Origin of the sequence: Psychrobacillus sp. FSL K6-1415 (assembly GCF_038003185.1) — a bacterium.
Taxonomy (GTDB): Bacteria; Bacillota; Bacilli; order Bacillales_A; family Planococcaceae; genus Psychrobacillus; species Psychrobacillus psychrodurans.
Window position 1 is genome coordinate 2389073 of the sequence record NZ_JBBOOQ010000001.1, and the last position, 22386, is coordinate 2411458.

A 22386-nucleotide genomic window follows, 5' to 3' on the forward strand; every position below is an offset into this window, starting at 1 on the left:
ATTTTACTCGGTATTATATAGGATAACTCCACGTTCTATTTATGCTCATTGCAATGCTCCCTATAATTAATCAGTGAACTTTCTACCTATATTTGACCAGCTAAACATTACGAAATTTAGTTTCTAGTATATAGTTTGCCTTTTGTGTATTTAATGAGGTATCAAGAGGTAAATATGAATTATCACCTTCTTCAATTAAATACGCCCGTATAGTATGATTATCGAATCCAAGCTGCAACAACCGCTTCACATAAAAGGAGTAATAGCTCTCTTTCTGCAGAGGTCCCATATGTAATATCCCTGTAAATTCATTTCTTGAGATTTCAAGTATTGCTTTTGATAGATCTTCAACGTGAACAAAAGTCTTATACAGGTTTGAAGCTGCTTTAGGTTGTTCACCATTTTTGAGTAGTTTGAGCATCCTTTCGGTTCTCTGCTCTATATTTCGATTGTAATCCTCTCCATACAAAGGACCAGTTCGAAGGATTACGTGATTTAAATGTTTAGTTTTTATGATGTTTTCAGCATTTCTTTTTGCATTCACATATGTATGTAAAGGTGTATCCTTTGGAAGCAAACCTATTTGGTCAGACTCCATGTAATTACCAGCACCATCTACGAAAAGGGCATCTGTTGATAGGAAAATTAGTTTTATTTCCTTCTTAATAACTGTTAATAAATTTTTAAGTCCTTTATCAATTAGTACATCCTCTTTTTCTCCATTCATAAGAGACCATATAACAACTTCAGGTTCTAAATGTTTGATAACTTTTTCTAAGGATATTTTATCTGTTACATCTACTTGAACAATATTTCTATTTTCATTTGCATAACGTGAAATTCCTTGTACGAATGTATCTTGTAATTTTAAAGCTAATCCAAATATCATTGAACCTAAATAACCAGTCGCTCCCAAAATGAGCATTTTCATTAATCCTCAATCTCCACTCATATAAAGTCTCTTTTTCTTCCAGAGTTTCATACATAAATATACTCATAGCCGTATGGTTAAAGCCTCATTTTTCTAGCATCGCTTTCAATTCGTTCTTTACATGTAGGACAAGAAAATTTCCCCTGCATATTACGTTTATATTTTTGGTACTGTGGTTCATTATCATAAAGCTTAAATTCTTTTTTGCAAAATAAACATATAACTGTATAAAAAAACATGCAACAACCCCCAATTTTACACTTCCGAATAGCATTGCATTTTGATGCGTCTTTTCCCCCCCTCCTTCAGCGAGTCACTAGATTGGACGATTAAAATAGTGAATATTTTAAGCTTGTTAATACCTATTCCAAACTAGTGCGACGTTAGTGATATATTTTAAATTATTACCTATTCATATTTCCCTCTTCCATAGCACCATCTACTAAAGCTGGAATTTCCATTAAATCATTTACTACGTAGTCAGCCTGAGCGTCTGGCCAGTGAATATCTTTCTTCCAGATACCTATCATTCCTACATTTTTAGCACCTTGCACATCATTTTCTGGATGATCACCGATAAAAACGCATTCGTTTGGCAGCACGCCAAGCTTCTCCACAGCCCGTAAAAATATATGGGGATCTGGCTTTTTAATATCTTCCCATTCTGAAACCAAAATGACTTGAAAATAATCTTCTATTCCTAAAGCCTTTATATTATCCATTTGAAACCGGCCATATCCATTCGTTATCATCCCAATTAGCAACTTTCTTTTCTTTAATTCCTCTAGCATTAACAAAAGATTATCAAAAGGAACACAACAAAACTTAAACTCATTCACATAATCTTTAAGCAGCTCTTCCCAAGTAACTTTAGTTAATCTAAACTCCTCTACTAATTGCCGATATACTTTATCCTTCCAAACGTACCCTCTACTATCTAGTTGTATAAACCTTGCTGTATACGTATCTTTTGGTATATGACCTATAAAATCAAACAATCTCTCATATTGCTTATCGATGAAAACCTTTAACGACTCATCTCTATTCAGTAGCGTACCATCCAAATCAAACAGTACTGCTTTTATCATTATTATTCACCCTTTTATTTAGATTCTGTCACTAACTCTATCTCTTTCTTTGGAATTGTCAGCTTACTAACTACTTTTTTTATTTCGTTTCCAATAAAAATATACCCTATGATCATTACACCACCGAATACCCAGCTAGTAACCCTTAAATATATAAGCATGGAGCCATATGCGTCTACTCCATGTTTGTTTAGCAACCAGGATTTTATTAATGCTAGAGTAATACCTCTCAGTACAAAAATTAATGTAAGTACTTGGAACCACCGTAATATCTCTTTTTTGAAATAAATCACTCTACTACTTTCTCGCGGATATCCTTGTAAATATGCCATATCCATCATAAAGTATAAGGGAAGCGGCTTTTTAATAAGCATTGATACTAAGAATACGCTGCTAAATGAAACTCCCACGAATACTTGATTCCATAGCATCCGCTCTGCAGTTCCTGACAGTATATCAACAACTGTTCCAACAAGTAGACTTAGTAATATAAAAATGCCCGTTATATTATACTGACGATCTCTAACAAAATTTATGATCGTATAAATAAAACCAGGTGCTGTCGATAAAAGCATCGCCCAGTAATCACCTAGACTTTCTCTTCCATATGTCCAGATTGCAAACGGTAGCACCATATAGAATATGAGATCGAATAAGACAGTGTACTTTTTCATTCATATTCTCCTTCTAATTTTTTACCTAATCAATTCTCCTTGAATAATCTTCCACATCTTCCTGACAAACTCCTTCTTTTTACTTCATACATAAAAACATCATCCACATTGAAAGGATGATGTTTTAGGTAATTGCTATTCCAATATGGTGACGTCTACGATTTCATCAATATATAGCTCAAATGAGCGAAAAGGATCCTCTAGTTCGATTGTTCTTTTCCTCAAATCAATCCATTGTATCGTACCGCGGTTATAGATAAACTCTCCCTCTTTCCACCGTTTTATTTTAATTTCAACATTTCTTTGCATTGCAAGTGCGATTTGATCCTGAATAGCTTCATAATCAAACTCGTTTAAGTTTGGGCAAGGCTCTTTTTTTATCTCCTCACTGTACTCACGAAGCAATTTCACATGCTCAGGCAACATCATTGCTACCCATTTCTTTGACCCACGATCCTGTAATCGAGATAAATCTAATTGGTTCCAATCATCTTCAAAGTTAGCCATGTTATCACGTTCTTTCTTTTACACTTATAATACAGAACATTTGTTCTCATTTCAAGAGAGAATAAATGGCTACAAAAAAGACGCACCCATGACAAGTGCGCCCAATTGCTAGTTACATCAATTCTTTTGCGAGTAACCGATAGACATTCAAACGTTTTTCTTGTGAATGCGGAATACTACAAATCATTACTTCATCGAAGCCATAAATATCTTGCTCTTCCTGTAAAGTCTGAGCCACTTCTTTAGCAGAACCGACCAGATGAATTTTACGATTTTCTTGTATCATCATTCGATCCATTTCCGTCAATGGGTATTCCTGCGCTTCCTCTGGTGTCATCAATGGACGAATTTGCCCTTTCATAAGAGACAAACGAGAGATATCCTGCGGTAATGCTTGAAACTCAGCTTCTTCATTTGTTTCTGCAGCAGTGACAAGATAGGTAACATTAATCTCTGGCTTCTCCATTAAAGCAGATGGCGTAAAGTTTTTGCGGTACGTATCTAATATAGCTGGTGTCATACCACCTTGGAAAAATTGCGCAAAGGAATATCCGAGACCCATTCTGCCAGCTTGTACAGCACTATTACCAGTAGAACCAAGTAACCAAGCTTCTGGTAACACGATTTTAGAAGGTGTCGCAAGCGTTCTGTTATATAGGCTTTCTTCTGGAACTTCGTCATTAATCAGTTGCAGAGCAATCGCTAGTTTTTCATACATATTATTGACCATTGGAGGACGTCCTTCCGAAAGGGCGTACATCGCATGATTATCTCCACCTGGAGCACGTCCAACACCGAAGTCGATACGACCTGGAGAAAGTGCACTCAGTGTTTTAAATACTTCGGCTAGCTTTAGTGGTGAATAGTGCATCATCATTACGCCACCTGTACCGATACGTAAATTTTTGGTTTTTGCAGCTAAGTGAGCTGCAATTACTTCCGGTGCCGAACTTGCAAACGCATCGGTTCCATGATGCTCGGCCATCCACATACGGTGATAGCCTAGTTCATCTGCTAAAATAGCCAGTTCTTCTGCTTTTTTTAATGCTTCCGCTGCTGTATTGCCAGTTGTGACTGGCGCTTGGTCTAGTACACTTAATTTCATCTATATATCTTCCCTTCCACAAATGCTCATTGAATACTTCACTATTCAAATGCTATCGATTAAAAGATAAAAAGTAAACGAAAGGGACTTGATAATAGTAAAATAAAGATTTGTTAGGACGACTCTTGTTATTCTTCTTTTAATTTTGGGCTATGTTAAAGGTTGAATTAAAATACGTATTGTACTCTTCATATTTTCTCGCAAGCTTAACACTTTTTTAACTGAGAAAAATTTTGAAGCTGTGTTCGAAGTCATACTTCAATGTCTAAAAATCATAATTCATAGATACACACTATTCTAAAGGTTTCTTGATGATATGTTTCCACTCTTGTGGCAGTGCATATGTTTTTAGTTGTTTATATCCCCCAAAAAATACACTGTTTTCACCTGCCCCTGATACTGGACCTTTTAAATTAAAGGTCAATAGTCCATCTGCAACAGGCACATTTTCCCCTACAAAACTTGTTGCTTCAACAGTTATCATAAATTCAAAATTGACAGCTTCACCGACCCTTTCTACTTCCATAATACGCATTAATGAAGGTGCAGTATTTAAATTTTGTGTTAAAGAATCTGCTGCTTGATAGTGGCTATTGACGGCTTCATGAACGTACGGACTGATGAAGCGTACCGTTAATTCATTATATAACTCATTTTTAATCGGTTGAACCTCTACAAACTGTGCATTGGTATGAATTGCATTATTTTCGTAAGCAAGTCCTTTATATAAAAAGAAAATAAGAATACAAAGTATAAGAAATCTCTTCATAAAAAAACTCCTTTTAATTTCAACTAAGGGTAGTTTGAGTTAAAAGGGAATAAATAGTCACTTTATGCTACTTCATTACTTGAATACGAAAAAGGCATTACTTCAACTGAAATAAGGCACTCGTATGTTTTCTCCATTTTACAAGAAATATTTGGTTGAGATAAGTTAATCATTACTGAACAAAATAAACATGAAAAGGTGGTGGGGAAAATAAAAAAATTATTATCGCCATTTCTATATTACTGATGTTTCTAATGCAAGCAAGATTAACTTATGCAGAACCTGAACCGGATTATTATCAGCCTGCTAAAGAATCTAAAGAAGAAACGAACCAAGAATCAATATTATTTTGGATTTGTTATTCCATGTTCAATTAAATATTTTGCTTCAGATTCAATTATTTCAATGTAGTTACCTTTTTTAAAAGGTTTTGTTATTTTAGCGATCCTTCTTAAACTTCCTTTGGTCTTTGTTTTATTGTTTTGAACATCCACAATTACAGTTAAATATACTTCACTGTTATATTTCACAACCCCTGTGACTTGTTTTTTCTCTATGTCTATATTTGTATACTCGGGTACGATTCTTAATTGTGCAAAGGTTGTCCATCCCGCCGAATTTTGTTTTGATTTCAGTCCAATCTTAAATATATAATAACTAACAATTTTTTTTATTATAGATATCATTTTCCCCTCCTAATTTACACGGTTTTTTTCACAGCTTATAGAACAAAACTGCCTCGTTAATTCAAGAAAAAAAGCTTTACCCCTTCTTGAAGTAAAGCTCTCGTTAAATATATAAAGACTTACACAATAATTGCATATTATATAAATTTTGTGACAATAAATCATTATTTCTTCCCTTTTCGTTCTAAAAGTATAGGTGCTATATTTAGTAAGATAGAAACAATTGTCAAAAACCATAATGCCCTTTCCATACCAGGTACTACATCCATTAAAGCTGTCCAATCTTCCACTTCTACCCAGACCGATACAAGACTGTATTCTGCACAGAGTGTTAATGCTGTAAATGATAATCCTATCGCCATAGCAAGCTTATAATCCTTTCCTGCTCTATACAAATAAAGATTTATAAATGTTGCTACTATTGCAATAACCCCAAATATCATAAATAACATTATTAACCTCCAATATAATTTTATTTTTGTCGTGTAATTATACTAATGTGTATCATCTCAGTTTTTTACAGTAACTGCTCATTCCTTTTGTGATTTTTATTAAACAAACACCTGCTACCGCGTTAGTTGAATAAAAAATTATTTATTAAAACAGAAATCAGTCTATTGGATGTGAATGAAATCAGTATTTCTTCTCCAATAATTTAATTAATTTTCCCTTTACATCAATCCATTCGGTATCCACGATACTGTAAAATATATTGTCGTGAATAGTCCCATCTGCCTTAATCCTATGTTTACGAAATGTTCCTTCTTTTACTGCCCCTATTCGTTCAACTGCTCTTTGAGAGCGGATATTTTGTCCACTAATTGAAAATTGAACACGTAGTACTTTCAGTTCCTCAAAACAATATTGAAGCATTAAAAATTTACATTCTGTGTTTACTTTCGTTCTCCAAGCTGATGGAGTAAGCCAAGTCCATCCTATTTCAACATTACGATTGGCTGTATCTATGTCACCAATACGAGTTGTCCCTATTATTTCACCTGATAATTTATCCTTTATTATAAAAGGTAATTGCTTTCCATCATCTTTGTTTTGTACAGCTATCAATAATATTTGTTCTATATCATCAAATGTTTTAACTTCTCTCCAAGTATATTTCCATATATCAGGGTTTTTTATAGCTTCATATACTTGTTCCTTATATTTCATCTCAAGAGGAAAAAGAGTGACTGTATCTCCTTCTAATATTATATTGGTATCAATTTTCATAGTGATTTATCTCCTTTAACGAATAAACAGAATTTTTTTATAATTATATAAATAACTAATTTGCCATATTCCAAGATTAGCTTCCCCCAATATAATCTACAATTGCTTTTTTATCTTTTTACTCTGAGTACTAAACTGTCGAACGCTTCTTCCGCCTCATCTCGACGTCGTACAGTACAAATCACAGGATATGTAGGACAAAGTTGTATCAACTTCTCCTGTGCCATTTCGATAGGTAAATCACCATCTACCTTTACATCCCAAAGTCCTTGCCTATTCTTATACGCAACAGCTTGAAAATCACTTTTCTCATCTCTGTTAAAATAGATATGCCAATGGCGGAAGTGTAAATGCTCTTCAATTTCCTTTACATAATCACTATATGATGTTTTAATAAAAATAAGTTCCATCTCTTCTGTCACAAGATTAGCAGGAATGTGTGCTTGACTTGGTAAATCTTCATTATCATATAGAGCACCAGCTAACAAATAAGCTAAGGCCTTCTTTGCATTTTGAATTGCCTCTTTTTTCGTGGGACCAGAGCTTAGCGGAGTCTCCCACCCGTACTTTGGGAGCAATGTTGGGAAATGAATGCCGAAACCTTCTTCTTGCTTAATAAATGCTGGATATACTACATTTCCAAATGCCATATCATCTACACCTCCCCTTTATTTATTAGTAAAACTTAGAGTTTTCTTCTTCAACCAATCTGCGCTGTTATTTCAATAAGAAAAAAGGGCTGCCTCAGCAACCCGTGTTAGTTTAATAAGAATTATCCTTATTCAGGGTATTTTGAAGTGTAATACTCCACACCCTCTTCATCAACTATAATTCGTTCTCCAATTTTTCTAAACTCTAATGACAAACCATCTTCCGCTGTAATATAATATCTATCTTTTTTGTTTTAATTTTTACATTCTTATAGATTTTTTGAAGAGGTTTTTCAGTAGAATCCTCTATTTCAAAAATCTTATCTATACTGGTTTTCTTTTCGGTATGGTAATAAGTAGTAAAAATCAGTAGTTCTTCATCATGAATTGAAATAATCTGTGAATACTTATTTTTAAAACCACTTTCTTCAAAATCACTTGCTTTTGCTTCGTATTGAATAACTTCTTCCGAACACGCTGCCAATAAAAAAATGAACGCAATGTTTATAAATAATAGACCCCTCTCTTTCAACGCGATTCACTCCTCTCAACAAGCATTGCTATTTATTTCTTTTACGTATTTAAACTTAAATAGTTCCATTTTTTATCAATATTTCCAATACCTCTTCTTAAACTAAACTGTCGTTAGTTTAAGTGAAATGCTTAAATCAGAATTCCTGAAGTTCATCCACAGTCACAAATTTATACCCATCGTTCGTAAGTTCTCGTAAAATATCTTCAATCACTTGGATTTCTCCACCTGTTTGATCGTACATTGGATGTAGCAAGATTATCGAGCCGGGTTTAATGTTCTCCACTACATAATTTACTTTTTCTTCAGCACTTGTGTAATATTTATCAGGTTCTATAGACCACATAATAGTTTCTCTGTTGTGCTTATTTAAATAATAAGGTAAACCCACAAGTTTTTTTCCATAGGGAGGTCGGAAGTCAATTTCGCTCTTATATCCAGACTTTCTGATCAACTCATCAGTTTTTTCTATTTCCTCTTTAATAAATGAAGGAAATTTTAAAACCATTCTATTGTGTGAATAGGTATGATTTCCAATTTGATGCCCTGCGACTACCAACTTTTTTGCTTCTTCAGGGTGTTTTTCAATATCATTTCCGATAAGGAAAAAAGTAGCTTTTGCCTCATATTTTTGTAATAAAGGCAGAATTTGATCCACGTTCTTTGTCGGACCGTCATCGAATGTTAAAGCAATGACCTTGTTTTCCGTTTCAATTTGGTATGTTAATCCTCCAAATAATTGAAATGTCCTTAACTTTGTAACTTTAAACGTTCCTGCGAATAAAAGAACCATTAATAAAAATCCAATTCCAAAAAATCTAATTTTCTTTTTCATCTGTGTTTCCTTTCTTTCAAAAGCTATTATATAACTCTTTATGAAATAACCTCCCGCCTTAGTTCAATAAAGAAAAATATTTTACTTCTTCTTGAATTAGCCTTTAGCTTAATAATATTTCTTTTAATACTTTTGATTATTGTCGTTTTATTTCATTTAAAATTCACTGTTATTAATTTTGTTCCAAATTTTTAATGCACTTGGATAACAATTATTAGTCGATTGTTTTTCACTCACCGAAAACAGTTTATCAAAGACCGCATGTATGGATTTCAAAATCAAAAAATAGCAGAAAAGGTATTGTGATTAGTAACCTTTAAAAAGCCGATTCCAGTATTAAGGAATCGACTTTTTTATTTATTCATTTTAACTGAACACCGTTAATATACTACTAGTTCCTATGCTAGATGCTAGATTCTACATTTAAATAATAATATTATTAGCTAGGTCGTCAGAGTCTTATTATTTTAATGAGGTTTAGATTTCTTCTTTTATTTGAGCTTTTCTCATCGATGAAAGACTGAACCATAGTCCGCATAAAGCTAGACCAGCTATCGATATCCATAAAGCCGTCAAGAACCCTTGTCCGTCGGCTATGGCACCTCCTAGTGGGGCGCCGATAATGACCGCACTACGGTTAATAGATCGTAGCGAGGCATTCATACGACCTTGCAGATGGGAGGGCGTGACAAACTGACGATAACCCATTTCGAGAGGACCTTCGATTCCCATGGAAAAGCCGTACAGGAGCTGCCCTACTACCGCAAAAATTATAGCTATGTTCTGCGGTTCAGAGTTGATAGCTGGTGGAGCTAAAGCAATCAGAATTACTGCTGGAGCATAGAGAATTCGAGAAAAAGCCATTGCACGGCCGACACCAAAGCGCTCACCAGCTCGAGAAGATAGAGAGGTTCCAGCGATCGCACCGACACCCGCAGCCGCGAGAGCAAACCCAAAGAGCGAAGCATCGAAGCCAAGCTCGATCAAAAAGAAGGATACTAGGACTGTCATAGTCATGCTATGGAAAAGAAACCAAACATGCGTGTTTAATGCAAGTATACTTAAGTATTGGTGTTGATAGACCCATTGCAAACCTTCCTTGATTTGCTGACCAAGTGGACCGGGCCTTACTTTATCTGAGGGTTGGTGTTTAACAGTCGCCATTAAAACACCTGAAATCAGATACGAGACTGCATCTATAAGTAGGGCAAAAGGTGCACCAATCCATAAGACAAGCCCCCCTCCAATGGCTGGACCGCTCGTTTCCGCAACAGCTGCGCTTTGTTCTAGCCGCGCATATGCACGTGTTAATAAAGGGCGTGGGACTAATTGTGGCACAAAGTGACATGGCTCCAAAGAGCAACAACAGTATCATTAGCCAACCAATACTAAGTACTCCTGTAACAGCTAATAAGCAAATAAAAGCAAATATTATGCCGCGCCCCATATCTGTTACTACCAATACAGTCTTTAGGTGAAAACGATCAACAAAAACCCCTGCTATTAATCCCAACAATACATACGGAAACCACCTAGATGCTGATACCCATCCAACATCAACAGCACTGCCTCCCATATTAACCACTACCAATACTTGTAGAGCAATAGTCGTAATATAGGTGCCAAAGTTTGAAGTGGTGGATGCAGTCCAAAAACGAACAAAGCTTTTATGCTCTCTTAATTTCATTAGGGTTTCACCTCTCAAGCTTATTATCGGTAAATTTATCCAATCTACTTCGAATTTCTTCTTAAAGTAAAGTACCCTAGCCATCCATGACGCGCAAAATCAGAGCTTCACCACAGAGAAAGCAAATGGTGAAAAACCATCTATACTGATTCTAATAATGGGAGGAGAAGGTCGATGAACTGGTGACAAAGAGCCCTTCCGTTAGTCTGACTCCAATCACGGTGCATCTCAGACTGGGAAGCACTCATAGGAGTTTAAGTACAATAGTTCACAATCTATTTTATTTAGAGGGTTCCAACATAGCAGTAAATTAGATCAAAGATAAAAACAAACGTTAAGACTACTCCTAAAATATTTTTTTCAGTACTTTTTTTCTTTGTTTCATAACTATTTGATTTTAACTATTATTTTCCCTTTAGCCCTATCAGATTCTGCATATTCCATCGCTTTTTGAGCATTTTCAAAAGGAAAAACTCTATCAATAATAGGAATGATTTTACCAGTCTCAATAAAATTCGTGATTATACGTAATTGCTCTCCACTTGGCTTCATAAACAGAAACGTATATTGAGCATTATGTTTTTTTTCAAGCGCAGTAAGTTTATGACTTGCTGCAAAAAACAACAACGTTTTAAAAAATCCTGAACCATATTTTTTGCCAAAACGAGCATTCGGTAATCCTGAAACGGAAACAATTTTTCCACCGCTTTTTATCACTTCGAATGATTTTTCGAGTATCTCGCCCCCAAGAGTATCAAATACGGCATCATAGTTTTTCAGTATCTCTTCAAATTTTTCTGTCTTGTAGTTTATAATTACATCAGCACCAAGAGATTTCACTAGATTCGCACCAGCTTCACTGGCAGTCGTTGCAACAGTGGCACCCATTAATTTGGCCAGTTGAATTGCAAAGGTGCCGACACCACCAGCCCCAGCTTGAATTAAAATCTTTTGTCCCTTTTGTAATTGCAAAATGTCTGTTAAAGCTTGATAGGTGGTTAATCCAACCAGTGGGATAGACGCCGCTTCTTCAAAGCTCAAATTTTTAGGTTTTAAGGCGATGTCATCTTCATGAATAGCAATATATTCAGCAAAAGTACCAATTTTACTCTTACGAGGACGTGCATATATTTCATCACCAACTTTAAAACGAGTCACTTTTGCGCCAACCTGTACAATGACACCAGCAAAGTCATTCCCTAAGATAAGTGGCATTTGATATTTAACTAACAATTTCACCTTACCATCGCGTATCTTAAAATCAATTGGATTAATACTAGCTGCATGAATTTCTGCGAGTACCTCATTTTCCCCAATTTCAGGTGTGGGCATTTCTACCAAACTCATTGGATTTTCCCCATACCTCTCAATAACCATTGCTCTCATAGCCTACACCTCCAAATAATGTCTGTTTAAATTCCATCATTTCAATAAAAGTTCTGCATGAACTTATCAATATCTGACACAAGTGTTCTTAATAAACCTAATTCTGTACGTACATTAATATAATAATAGTTTTTTGTTCCTTCTTTACGCATTAAAATAACACCGGAATCTCGTAGAATCTTAAGATGATGGGACACAGCAGGTCGTGAGAGATGTGTTTCTTCCGTGATTTCACCAACACGTAAACCCGTTTGACAATCCGTCCCCATTAGGACTAATAAGATCGATTGACGGGTTTCATCACCAATTGCCAACAGAACTTTTTGACTATTAATAAAATCCTCTTTGATTATTTTTAGCTGATCTTGTTTATTCATTCTGTAAAACACCTCCAATAAACTGTTTAATGGTTTAAGTTGATGAACCATATGACTGAATACAACAATATATGATTGTTATGTTAGTTTCAACATTGAGAAAGAAAATCGAGACGGATATATCTTAGAGGAAAAGCGTCATTAACATATTGTTTGCAACTTAAAATAGTAAACTAAAAAAGAGAAAGCCCTAAATCGTATAGTTCATTTATTACGATTCAAGTGGATTTCTCTTAATGTATACACTATATACTGTTACCACATGAATTCATATAGATTGAATTTTCTTGTGGTTTCAAATCACTTATCAGTAGTATTTTCACTATTCTTACATAGAACATGCATTTATACTTGCTTATTTAACTAACCTGCGGCTTTTGTTCAATAAGAAAAAGGCATTACTCCTTCTTGAATTAAAGCATCTTTAGTTTAATTGTGCATTTATTCAAAACAATCTAACTATCTAATTCTTCATGTTTAATTTCTTCAATAACTTCTTCCGTACCGTCTGTTTTAACCATCTTAACTTTCACGTCTTTAATTGGACTAATAGCAAACCAATATCTTTTTTCATCTTCAAGGTCAATTATTGTTGCCCGTTCATCCCCAGCATATACTATAACAATTGAATTATCATTTATTGCACCAGAGTAAATATAAGGTTCAACATCAGCTAATAAAATGTCCGAGTCCTTTTCATTGATTGTTTTCCTTATAAACTCTACATCCTGCTTTGCAGACTTTATATATTTGGGCTGAAAGTTTGACATTTTAAAAAAAAGCTCTTGATATAAAATTTCTATTTGATTAACTTGCTCTAGCGTAGCTAACTTTATATTCATATTGTTCCTCCAAAGTTCTTCTGAAATTATTTAAAGCAATATACCTTATGCGAAATAATAACATAATTCTAAATTTAAAATTAACTATTCAAAATCTGATATTTATTAAGCTAATCAGCATCTTTAGTTTAAGTGTAACACTTCACAATGCATAACTGAGATCAACTAAAATTTTGGACATAAAAATAGACCATTGAAATGATGGCCAGATTTTGCTTTGCACCTCGATAGGTTAATAAGCTATTTATTGTATTTAACCTACTTTAATTCACCTATAAACCAAATATCTCTTTTATAAATTTCACCATCTTCATCAATTATTTCTTCTTTAAATCCTAAGACATTTATATCTTTCGGGATATTTATTCTCCAATCACTCTCAAAATTTCTTTTTTCGGACAAGGGAATCCATTTTTGAAACTCACCGTTTCTTTTAAAGAACCCCTCGTAGTGAGAATCCCCAGCAAACACTATGATTCTATACAAATTATTGTTTTCATTATCTAAGAACTTTACAATGTCAGATGATATATTTATTTATGTTCTCAACAAACTGAATTTCTCTCACATTATGCTTATTCAATAAGGGCAATATAAAATCCACTATTCTTCCAGTGAATTTCTTCATTGTTTCAATAAAAAAAAGCTTTACTCTTCTTGAAGTAAAGCACACTGTTAGTCAATCTCTTCAAAACATCCTGACTAATCGGTCTCAATAGAAACACCCCCAATTATTAAATCGTCCCCTACTTTCTTCAACTAAACTTCTGCGTTAGTTTAGCTATAACATTTCACAATGCATATCTGAGATCAACTTAATGTTTTGGACATAAAAATAGACCATCTAATGGGGTGCTGCACCATGATGGCCATATTTTGCTAAAACACCACGTTAATGAAACAACTATAAACTCTTTGGTAAGTGACGTTTATATATTTCTATAGCATTTGAATAAAGTATCCTTACTTATCAATTGCCTTATTAACTGATTCAATAGCGTGAATTACTGTAGTATCAAATATTGGAACTTCAGAATCCTCTTGTTTTATTAATAATCCAATCTCTGTACATCCTAATATAATCCCTTCAGCACCTTTATCAACTAAACTCTTTATAGCTTTTTTAAAATGTTCTTTTGACGTTTGATTGATTTTACCTAAACATAATTCTTCATAAATCACTTCATTTATAAGTTCTATATCCTCATTATCTGGAATTAATACCTTGATATCATTAGCTTCAATTCTTGATTTGTAAAAGTCTTGTATCATCGTATATTTAGTTCCAAGTAACCCAACTGAATTTACATTATTTTTCTTTATTTCATTTGCTGTCGCATCAGCAATATGTAGAATTGGAATATTTATTTTTTCTTCAATATAGTTTATTACCTTGTGCATTGTGTTTGTACAAATAACAATAAAATCTGCTCCTGCTTTTTCTAAAGAGATTGCCACATTCCCCAAAGTGTGTCCAGCACTTTCCCAATCGCCATTTGCTTGATAACGTTCAATTTCGTCAAAGTCAACGCTATATAAAATGCATTTGGCTGAATGTAATCCACCTAATTTATTCTTTATTTCTTCATTTATTAAACGGTAATATTCACTTGATGATTCCCAACTCATCCCACCTATTAAACCTATTGTTTTCAACGTACTAATCCCTCCTAATAAATTGTTATTTATATAATAGAATTGCTAGACCCTTCTTGAAGTAAAACATATGTTAGTTGAACTTATTTACGAGTTTCTTAAAATTTACAGCTCGACGTGATTGTTCTTTTAAACTTGAATTTTCTTCAAGGTCAAACAATACTGCCTCACCTTTGATAAGCGATTTAAACCCATCCATTTGAATACTACTGAAATGTACCCAAACATCATCCTCTCCATCAATTGAAATCCAACCCCATCCCTCTTCTTTATGATAAATTTTACATATTCCTTTAATGTTATATTTCATTATAAAGCCCCCAATCCTCTCGATTTACTAACATTATGGAACTCAATCCCTTCAACCAGTTGGCTTTCGGCCCCCACCTAACAGACATTATTAAATTTAATCAATTGAAATAACGCCACCTTTAATTGTTATAAAGTTTGCGTTCCCACCGATAATACAAATTATATAATCTCCATCCACCTTTACATCAAAAGAGGTTATCAGTTTATCAAAAACGGGAGCAAAATAAATCTCTGTATATTTACCATCTAAAATGTATCCAACTCCAGTATGACTTAAACCATCGGGGATTATGGTTAAATCCACCAATACATTATCACCTTCTTTTAATTCCAACCCCTTACTTTCTCCATTTAATAAGAAAATATCACCATTGTGCAAATCCATATCTTCAAAATTATAGTTATTTTGGGATTTCTCTTTCAATGTAATGTTAATTTTATTCCAGCCGTTTAGAAATTCATCGTCAATTACAACTTCAGTTATTTCTTCTGCTTCTTTTTCAGAAGTGTCCTTGTTGACTAACACTATGGTCAAAGCAGATATTCCAATAAGAAGTGCTACGACTACTATGCTAAACAGGTAAATTCTTTTTTTCATAAACTCACTCCTTTCATCAAGTCTTTTTCTTTAAATTTCCTAAATTTCCATTATCGTTACAGTTTCGACAATCAACCAATAATTCCTGCTTATTGAACTAACCTACTGCATTAGTTCACTAAGAAAAAAAGCTTTACCCCTTTTTGACTGATAGAAGCTTCAGCTGAACTAATTCTATGCTGATTAGTAAACGCAAACAGTTTAAGACCCTTTTCTTTAAACATTTCTAAAGCATGTTGGCTAAAAGTATAAGGCGTGAAGTCTCTAGGGTGAACAAAATGCCCATTTCCACCAATTGTTCCATCTCTATCAATGAATACAGCTTGTATTGTATTTAACAAAATCATTATCCCTCCAAGATTTAGTAAAATCCTTTATATTTATTCAACTCAACATTTAAAAAAACCTTTTTATATTGAATTTCCTTCTTCAACTAATGCTTCTTTAGTTCAATAAGAAAAGAGCTTTACTTCATTTTGAAGTAAAGCTCCCGGTTGTTAAGTGTATTTATTCACATAGAACTATCCAAAATAGTTCTATGTATGCAAGTTCTAATAATCTAACTGCTTTAAGCTCAATAATAAACCATCATCTGTAATCTTTTTAACTTCGAATGAATTTAACTTTCTGTCAATTTTTTTATCCATTTTATCTGCATTACTGAATGAATTTCTTACTGCATCTATTGCATAAATAAGAATTGATAACACACCTGCACTTCCTAATGCCACTCCTATACTTTCGTTCTCTGGAAGATGAGTATCCATAATCTTTCTTACTTCTTTATAATAGTCTCCTTTAATAAAGATATATTCAGATTTTGCCTCTAAACCTGCTAATAACTCAGTTCGATTATGTGCTTCATAAGCTTCTATACCATTCACTTTGTACATAAAAAATCCACCTTTCAAGTGTCATAATAATCAACTCATAATAATATACGAATATAAACAAACTAAAATTCCGCTTTTTTCTAATTTTATTTATTCGACTAGTCGAGTAGAGGGGAACCTCTCTACCTTACGGTAGATTGTGTTCCTCCCCCCTCACAGAACCGTGCTTGCGCTATTCACGCACACGGCTCCTCCTAGTCATCATTCACAAAATGTAGCTAATCTTCTTTCTTAAATCGTATATATTCACTTTAATTCTTGGTGAAGGTAACGGATATTTATGTAGAAAGAGATTGAATTTATCCCAAGTAAAGGATTTTCTTTGACTTCTTCTGTTGAGCCATTTAAAGAGTAAATATTGAATTTTGTCTCTAAATTGGTGAACACTTGGAGTATTATCTGTGATGCAATAGTAGTTGTAGTAACCTACAAGCGAGCGTTTAAATCTATCCATAATCATATGAATATCTTTATTTCGGTTACTCTTTATCCATTCTTTCGATTCCTTCAGTTTAGCCTGTAGCTTCTTCCTACTTGTTTTCCGTTTCACACGAAAATTTCCTTGTTTACTCTTCCCACAATAGTGTGTGAAACCGAGAAAATCAAAGGTTGCAGGTTTTCTATTCCCCGTTTGTTTTGCATCTTTCTCAGCAAATCTCCCGAAGGGAATAATTTTGGTTTTATCCTCCGCTACTTCTAAGTTAAACTTCTGTAATCTCAGCTTCAATGATTGAAAGAATTCCTGAGCTTCGCTCTTATATTGAAAGCAACAAACATAATCATCGGCATATCTAACTATGTATGCTTGTCCTTTACACTGTTTCCTAACTTCCTTCTCGAACCACAGGTCCAGGACATAATGGAGGTATAGATTGGCAAGTATCGGAGATATGACTCCACCTTGCGGTGTGCCTTTATCTGTCTTGTACTTCTTTCCTTCCTCCATGTATCCACCTTTAAGAAACCTACCAATTATTCTTAGTAAGTTAGGGTCAGCAATTCGCAGTTTTAAGAACTCCATCATCCATATGTGATCAACATTGTCAAAGAACCCTTTGATATCTACATCTACTATATAATTTACTGATTTCTTCTCAATATAATGATTTAATATTTTCAAAGCATCGTGGCAGTTACGATTGGGGCGGAACCCAAAAGAGCAGTCTAGAAAATCATTTTCATAGATCGCATTTAGTATTTTTGTAATGCCTTTCTGTACAATCTTATCTTCATGTTCCGGTATCCCCAACGGTCTTTTCTTGTTGGAGTTAAGCTTGGGAATATACATTCTCCTTACAGGAACAGGATGATAACCTTTACTTTTAAGCCTTCTTACTAAGTCCTCTATATTTCCCTCTAATGTTTCACTATATTGCTCTTTAGTTGTGCCATTAATCCCAGTTGCCTTCTTATTAGGTAATTCATGATGGCATTGAACTAGAGATTGCTTATTTAGTAAATGTGCAAGCGATGTAAATCTCATTCTCGGTTCAGATTTAGCTAATTCTGCTATCCTTAATAGTTTTGTTTCCATTTATTATTCCTACCTCCGTGTGTAGTAAATGTGTCCCTAGTAAGGGTGATAACTTGGTAGCAGCCTTTCCTCCGTCGGCATTACCCAACTTCATTGGTACTACGCTGCTATCCGACTCCCTACAACGGCATTTGGTTTCCTTGCTTATTATCGCTTGTACACCATACTCTTCTATAAGAAGAAAAGACCGGTAGGGTCTCCCGAGTTGCCGTATCATATCCATGTGTGACGTGCCAAGGTCTCTGACCCCAGAGAGGTTTTATCCTTCTTGCCTTTAGCGAAGGATAAAATGTAGCTTTCTACCGCAGTTAAGGCATCAGCCCTCTCGATTTACTAACATTATGGAGCTCAATCCCTTCAACCATTTGGCTTTCGGCCCGCCACCTAACTGTCTACGCTTAAAGGCTAATGTTACCATTAGCCCTCCAAGACTCGCTACGAGTGAATGGCTAGTTCTTTCTCGGCGGGAATCCCACCCGCTATATGATACGACCTAGGCTCGGCCGCACAACTGCTTCGTTAGTTTAAGTGAAGTATTTCACATAGTCAAATGAGTTATTTGAAATGATTTATTTCCGTGTCTAATAAAATATAACATTTTTTGGGCCCCATATATCAGCAATTTAGTAACTTACTTTTCCCCAAAAACCATTTTTCTTGTTCAACTAACTGCAGCAATAGTAAAAACACATCCTATGTCTATAATTCTATTAAGTTGGCAATACTCCTTTTAGTATTACTATTTTAAGGGGGAATGAAATTGTTACTGTCAAAAGCATGGGCTTCGTTTGAAGCGGATAAACGAATAGAGGGCTTTTCGCCACAAACGTTGAAGGCCTACCAGTTACAGTCTTTACTACTAATTGGTTACTTTAAGGATGTAGAGATAGAATTACTGGATTCAAATCTACTAAAGGAGTATCTTGCAATATCCTGCAAGCATTTAAAACCAGCCAGTCTTGCACATCGTATCCGCTTTTTGAAATCATTTTTTCGTTGGTCTCATGAAGAAGGATACCTGAGTAAGAATCCATCTTCCAAAATAAAAGAACCCAAAGTAGGCAAACGGATACCCAAGTATTTAACCGAACGGGAGATTGAACACCTTCGTGAATCCTGTCTTTCCCCAATGCAAAAAGCGATTTTTGAATTCATGTTTTCTACCGGTTGTCGAATTGGAGAAATAGTTGCGTTAGAAAAGAACCATATCAATTGGTCCAACCAGTCCGCGATTGTTAGAGGAAAAGGTGATAAGGAAAGAGAAGTTTATTTTAATACACGTTGTGACATATGGCTTAAACGTTATATAGAAAGTCGAAATGACCATAATCCTGCGGTTTTTGTGACAGCAAGACAGCCACATCAAATGAGTGTCGCCCAAATGCGATACATTATCAAGCGAATTTCCAACCGTGCGAAAATCAATAAAGAAATTCATCCACACCAACTTAGACATAGCTACGCAACTCATTTGTTGAATAATGGAGCTCCTATTGAAGTTATACAAAGTCTTATGGGGCATGAGAAAAGTGAAACCACCAAGATCTACGCTCAATTAAGCGGGAGGCTAAGGAAAGAGTATTATCAGAAGTACTTTTAAATGTAAAAGGAGCAACATCTTAAAAGTGAAGTGAACCCGAAAAGTTAGACACGGTTATTTCGATTAGGGAGCTTGGATAAATGAGTTCGGTATGGTGCTCTAGGTGCAGATAATACTGCAAGACAGCTTTATCCTGGGTATGAGTTGGCCAAAAGAATTAAAATTGCAGATTTTATCCAGCGTATTGAGGGAATTATGGCTACTTTATGGATTATTACTCTCTATTTTAAGACTACCTTATATTTTTATGCTTCCGTTTTAGGGCTATCTCAAATTCTGAATTTGAAAGATTACCGTCCTTTAACAATCCCATTAGGAATGATTGCTGTTGTACTTTCTCTAGTAATTTATCCAAACATCATTTACCAACAAAATTGGGATGCGACAACAGGAACCTCCTTTACTATATTAACAGGACTACTATTCCCTCTTTTGCTAGTAGTTGTATATGCCATAAGAAAAAAACAACTAAAAAAAGATCCTGACAGTACTTAATTATTAACTTTCATACTTCTACCAATTTGAATTGGGAATTATCATTAGGTAATATCAAATAGTCATAGCAAAAAACCATTCTTCTATAAACAAGAGTTTAGTTATTGGACTTTTGATTTAAGATTCTGAAATGACCATAGGGGTTTCCCAGTTCTGCCTTCTATCTCCTTTAAAAAATCTATAAAATGGTCTAACTCCTCTTTTATATGTTTCATATAAAACTCTTTCCAAAGTTCTTTGATTTATCTAAAAATGGCTGACGACAAATTAAAATGTATAGATGTGCGAATATCACTTTCAAGGAGGCAGCTCATGACAAAACCCCTTTTTTTCAAATCTTCAATACTTGTTTTAGGAACAATAGGAATACTATTATTCACGCTTTATATAAAAAGTGAATCCCCTTCAGCAACTTTACTTCCGAAGTTTTACAAGCTGTAAAAGAAAAAGGCTATGACCCTGATGACTCACTTGGGTATTTAGTAGATTCTCCCGATAAACAAGTTATAGCAGTTTATTTGAATAACATAGATCAAGTAGATGAAAAAGTCGTAAAAGACATCTAAGACATTGTAAATACCGCTTCCAAGAATAACAATTTTAATCCATTTACCGTGGATGTACAAATTTCAGGAGACAATTAACCTTTCACCTGCTAGTTAAATTAAACTGCGGCATTAGTTCAATTAGAAAAGTGCTTCACCCTTCTTGAAGTAGTCGAGTAGAAGGGAACCTCTCTACCTTACGGTAGATTGTGTCCCCCCCTCACAGAACCGTGCTTGCGCTATTTACGCACACGGCTCCTCCAAATCATCCTTCACAAAATGGTGATTCTGCTATCCTCAATAGTTTAGTTTACATTTATTATTTCTACCGCTGTGTGTAGTAAATGTGTCCCTAGTGAGAGTGATCATTTGGTAGCAGCCTTTCCTCCATCGGCATTACCCAACTTCATTGGTACTACGCTGCTATCCGACTCCCTACACGGCATTTGGTTTCCTCGCTTATTATCGCTTGTACACCATACTCTTCTATAAGAAGAAAAGACCGGTAGGGCCTCCCGAGTTGCCGTATCATATCGATGTGTGACGTGCCAAGGTCTCTGACTCCAGAGAGGTTTTATCCTTCTTGCCTTTAACGATGGATAAAATATAGCTTTCTGCCGTGCTTAAAACATCAGCCCTCTCGATTTACTAACATTATGGAGCTCAATCCCATCAACCAGTTGGCTTTCGGCCCGCCACCTAACTGTCTACGCTTAAAGGCGAATGTTACCATTAGCCCTCCAAGACTCGCTACGAGTGAATGGCTAGTTCTTTCTCGACGGGAATCCCACCCGCTATATGATCCGACCTAGGCTCGGCCGCACAAGCACCCGTTAGTTGAAGAAGCAACTAGAAGATTCGTCCGTAAAACCTCATTCAATTACTCATAGACTCAATAAAGTGACATCATAATAAATAAACCAATAGCCCCGACAAACAAATAGGAATATCCAAGTATAGTACTATACCTATTTTTAATTTTCTTTAAAAGTAAAAAATAAAGCCCAAACCCAATAATAATTATTGTTAATATGAGTCCCATAATATTAAATAGCATCATTTAAAACCACCTAACTAGGTAATAGAATGAATATAAAAGGGCTAAGACTCCAACTACTATACTGAAGTTTCTTTGTTTACCATCGTTATTAAATATAAAGAAGATACCTGTACAAAAGAATCCTATAAACCACCCGATTTCATATTGTAAAAAGGCTAAAATAAACCCTAAAAGACCAATAGTTTGAATTATTATTGGAAAGTTTTTTTTCAAGAATAAACACTCCTTACTTCCTTTTTTGTTTAATTCTATAATCACGAAAAGATTAATTCCTTGTTTAACTAACCTGCTGCATTAGTTGAATAAGAAAAATGCTTTACTCCTTCTTGAAGTAGTCGAGTAGAAGGGAACCTCTCTACCTTACGGTAGATTGTGTTCCACCCCCCTCACAGAACCG

Annotated in this window: 24 protein-coding genes and 2 pseudogenes; 2 read left to right on the top strand and 24 right to left on the bottom strand. The window is 34.7% G+C overall.

Annotation, left to right across the window (positions count from 1 at the left end; translation table 11 throughout):
• Positions 1 to 100 precede the first annotated feature (100 nt).
• From MKY60_RS11260 to ltrA, 24 genes and pseudogenes are all read right to left on the bottom strand, one after another.
• Positions 101 to 931, bottom strand: coding sequence for a sugar nucleotide-binding protein (locus tag MKY60_RS11260; RefSeq protein ID WP_340929911.1), 831 nt, complete (start codon positions 929 to 931; stop codon positions 101 to 103).
• A gap of 404 nt (positions 932 to 1335) precedes the next feature.
• Positions 1336 to 2019 (bottom strand): HAD family hydrolase, encoded by a 684-nt coding sequence (locus MKY60_RS11265; RefSeq protein ID WP_340929913.1) that lies wholly within the window; start codon positions 2017 to 2019, stop codon positions 1336 to 1338.
• A 14-nt stretch (positions 2020 to 2033) separates the two neighbouring features.
• Positions 2034 to 2693: a VC0807 family protein gene (locus MKY60_RS11270; protein ID WP_093496329.1), complete on the bottom strand. Its 660-nt coding sequence runs from the start codon at positions 2691 to 2693 to the stop codon at positions 2034 to 2036.
• 135 nt (positions 2694 to 2828) lie between these two features.
• Complete coding sequence (locus tag MKY60_RS11275) at positions 2829 to 3200, bottom strand: YolD-like family protein (RefSeq protein ID WP_139176054.1); 372 nt, start codon at positions 3198 to 3200, stop codon at positions 2829 to 2831.
• A 112-nt stretch (positions 3201 to 3312) separates the two neighbouring features.
• Positions 3313 to 4305, bottom strand: coding sequence for an LLM class flavin-dependent oxidoreductase (locus MKY60_RS11280; RefSeq protein ID WP_093496327.1), 993 nt, complete (start codon positions 4303 to 4305; stop codon positions 3313 to 3315).
• Positions 4306 to 4597: 292 nt separating this feature from the next.
• Complete coding sequence (locus tag MKY60_RS11285) at positions 4598 to 5074, bottom strand: DUF3888 domain-containing protein (RefSeq protein WP_340879822.1); 477 nt, start codon at positions 5072 to 5074, stop codon at positions 4598 to 4600.
• A 344-nt stretch (positions 5075 to 5418) separates the two neighbouring features.
• Positions 5419 to 5760 carry a hypothetical protein gene (locus MKY60_RS11290; RefSeq protein ID WP_340879823.1) on the bottom strand — a complete coding sequence of 114 codons (342 nt, stop codon included), beginning with the start codon at positions 5758 to 5760 and terminating at the stop codon, positions 5419 to 5421.
• Between the two features lie 164 nt (positions 5761 to 5924).
• Entirely contained in the window at positions 5925 to 6212 is a 288-nt protein-coding gene (locus MKY60_RS11295) for a hypothetical protein (RefSeq protein WP_093496325.1), read from the bottom strand.
• Between the two features lie 181 nt (positions 6213 to 6393).
• Positions 6394 to 6987, bottom strand: coding sequence for a GNAT family N-acetyltransferase (locus MKY60_RS11300; protein ID WP_340929917.1), 594 nt, complete (start codon positions 6985 to 6987; stop codon positions 6394 to 6396).
• 110 nt (positions 6988 to 7097) lie between these two features.
• Positions 7098 to 7637, bottom strand: a complete 540-nt coding sequence (locus tag MKY60_RS11305) for a type II toxin-antitoxin system HicB family antitoxin (protein ID WP_340879825.1) — start codon at positions 7635 to 7637, stop codon at positions 7098 to 7100.
• Positions 7638 to 7842: 205 nt separating this feature from the next.
• Positions 7843 to 8169 (bottom strand): hypothetical protein, encoded by a 327-nt coding sequence (locus MKY60_RS11310; protein WP_340929919.1) that lies wholly within the window; start codon positions 8167 to 8169, stop codon positions 7843 to 7845.
• A 136-nt stretch (positions 8170 to 8305) separates the two neighbouring features.
• A complete protein-coding gene (locus tag MKY60_RS11315; RefSeq protein ID WP_340929921.1) occupies positions 8306 to 9004 on the bottom strand; it encodes a polysaccharide deacetylase family protein in 699 nt (232 codons plus the stop codon).
• A gap of 477 nt (positions 9005 to 9481) precedes the next feature.
• On the bottom strand, positions 9482 to 10342 hold the full coding sequence (locus MKY60_RS11320; protein ID WP_340929923.1) for an MFS transporter: 861 nt from the start codon (positions 10340 to 10342) through the stop codon (positions 9482 to 9484).
• A gap of 73 nt (positions 10343 to 10415) precedes the next feature.
• Positions 10416 to 10775 (bottom strand): annotated as a pseudogene (locus MKY60_RS11325) (MFS transporter); the annotation flags it as partial.
• 303 nt (positions 10776 to 11078) lie between these two features.
• Positions 11079 to 12077, bottom strand: a complete 999-nt coding sequence (locus MKY60_RS11330; RefSeq protein ID WP_340929924.1) for an NADP-dependent oxidoreductase — start codon at positions 12075 to 12077, stop codon at positions 11079 to 11081.
• Between the two features lie 41 nt (positions 12078 to 12118).
• Positions 12119 to 12454: an ArsR/SmtB family transcription factor gene (locus MKY60_RS11335; protein WP_340929926.1), complete on the bottom strand. Its 336-nt coding sequence runs from the start codon at positions 12452 to 12454 to the stop codon at positions 12119 to 12121.
• 455 nt (positions 12455 to 12909) lie between these two features.
• Entirely contained in the window at positions 12910 to 13296 is a 387-nt protein-coding gene (locus MKY60_RS11340) for a hypothetical protein (RefSeq protein ID WP_340929927.1), read from the bottom strand.
• 258 nt (positions 13297 to 13554) lie between these two features.
• Complete coding sequence (locus MKY60_RS11345; RefSeq protein ID WP_340929929.1) at positions 13555 to 13782, bottom strand: DUF3916 domain-containing protein; 228 nt, start codon at positions 13780 to 13782, stop codon at positions 13555 to 13557.
• Positions 13783 to 14259: 477 nt separating this feature from the next.
• On the bottom strand, positions 14260 to 14952 hold the full coding sequence (locus MKY60_RS11350; RefSeq protein ID WP_340929930.1) for an aspartate/glutamate racemase family protein: 693 nt from the start codon (positions 14950 to 14952) through the stop codon (positions 14260 to 14262).
• Positions 14953 to 15025: 73 nt separating this feature from the next.
• A complete protein-coding gene (locus tag MKY60_RS11355) occupies positions 15026 to 15262 on the bottom strand; it encodes a cold shock domain-containing protein (RefSeq protein ID WP_340929932.1) in 237 nt (78 codons plus the stop codon).
• A 96-nt stretch (positions 15263 to 15358) separates the two neighbouring features.
• Positions 15359 to 15862, bottom strand: a complete 504-nt coding sequence (locus MKY60_RS11360; protein WP_340879835.1) for a hypothetical protein — start codon at positions 15860 to 15862, stop codon at positions 15359 to 15361.
• Positions 15863 to 15972: 110 nt separating this feature from the next.
• A complete protein-coding gene (locus MKY60_RS11365) occupies positions 15973 to 16209 on the bottom strand; it encodes a hypothetical protein (protein ID WP_340929933.1) in 237 nt (78 codons plus the stop codon).
• A 204-nt stretch (positions 16210 to 16413) separates the two neighbouring features.
• Positions 16414 to 16755 (bottom strand): hypothetical protein, encoded by a 342-nt coding sequence (locus tag MKY60_RS11370; protein ID WP_340929934.1) that lies wholly within the window; start codon positions 16753 to 16755, stop codon positions 16414 to 16416.
• Positions 16756 to 16960: 205 nt separating this feature from the next.
• Positions 16961 to 18289, bottom strand: a complete 1329-nt coding sequence (ltrA, locus tag MKY60_RS11375) for a group II intron reverse transcriptase/maturase (protein WP_340928248.1) — start codon at positions 18287 to 18289, stop codon at positions 16961 to 16963.
• Positions 18290 to 19049: 760 nt separating this feature from the next.
• Here ltrA and xerA point away from each other — a divergent pair.
• Positions 19050 to 19889 (top strand): site-specific tyrosine recombinase/integron integrase, encoded by an 840-nt coding sequence (gene xerA / locus MKY60_RS11380; RefSeq protein WP_241600636.1) that lies wholly within the window; start codon positions 19050 to 19052, stop codon positions 19887 to 19889.
• Positions 19890 to 19991: 102 nt separating this feature from the next.
• Positions 19992 to 20384 (top strand): annotated as a pseudogene (locus tag MKY60_RS11385) (GerAB/ArcD/ProY family transporter); the annotation flags it as partial.
• Between the last annotated feature and the right edge of the window lie 2002 nt (positions 20385 to 22386).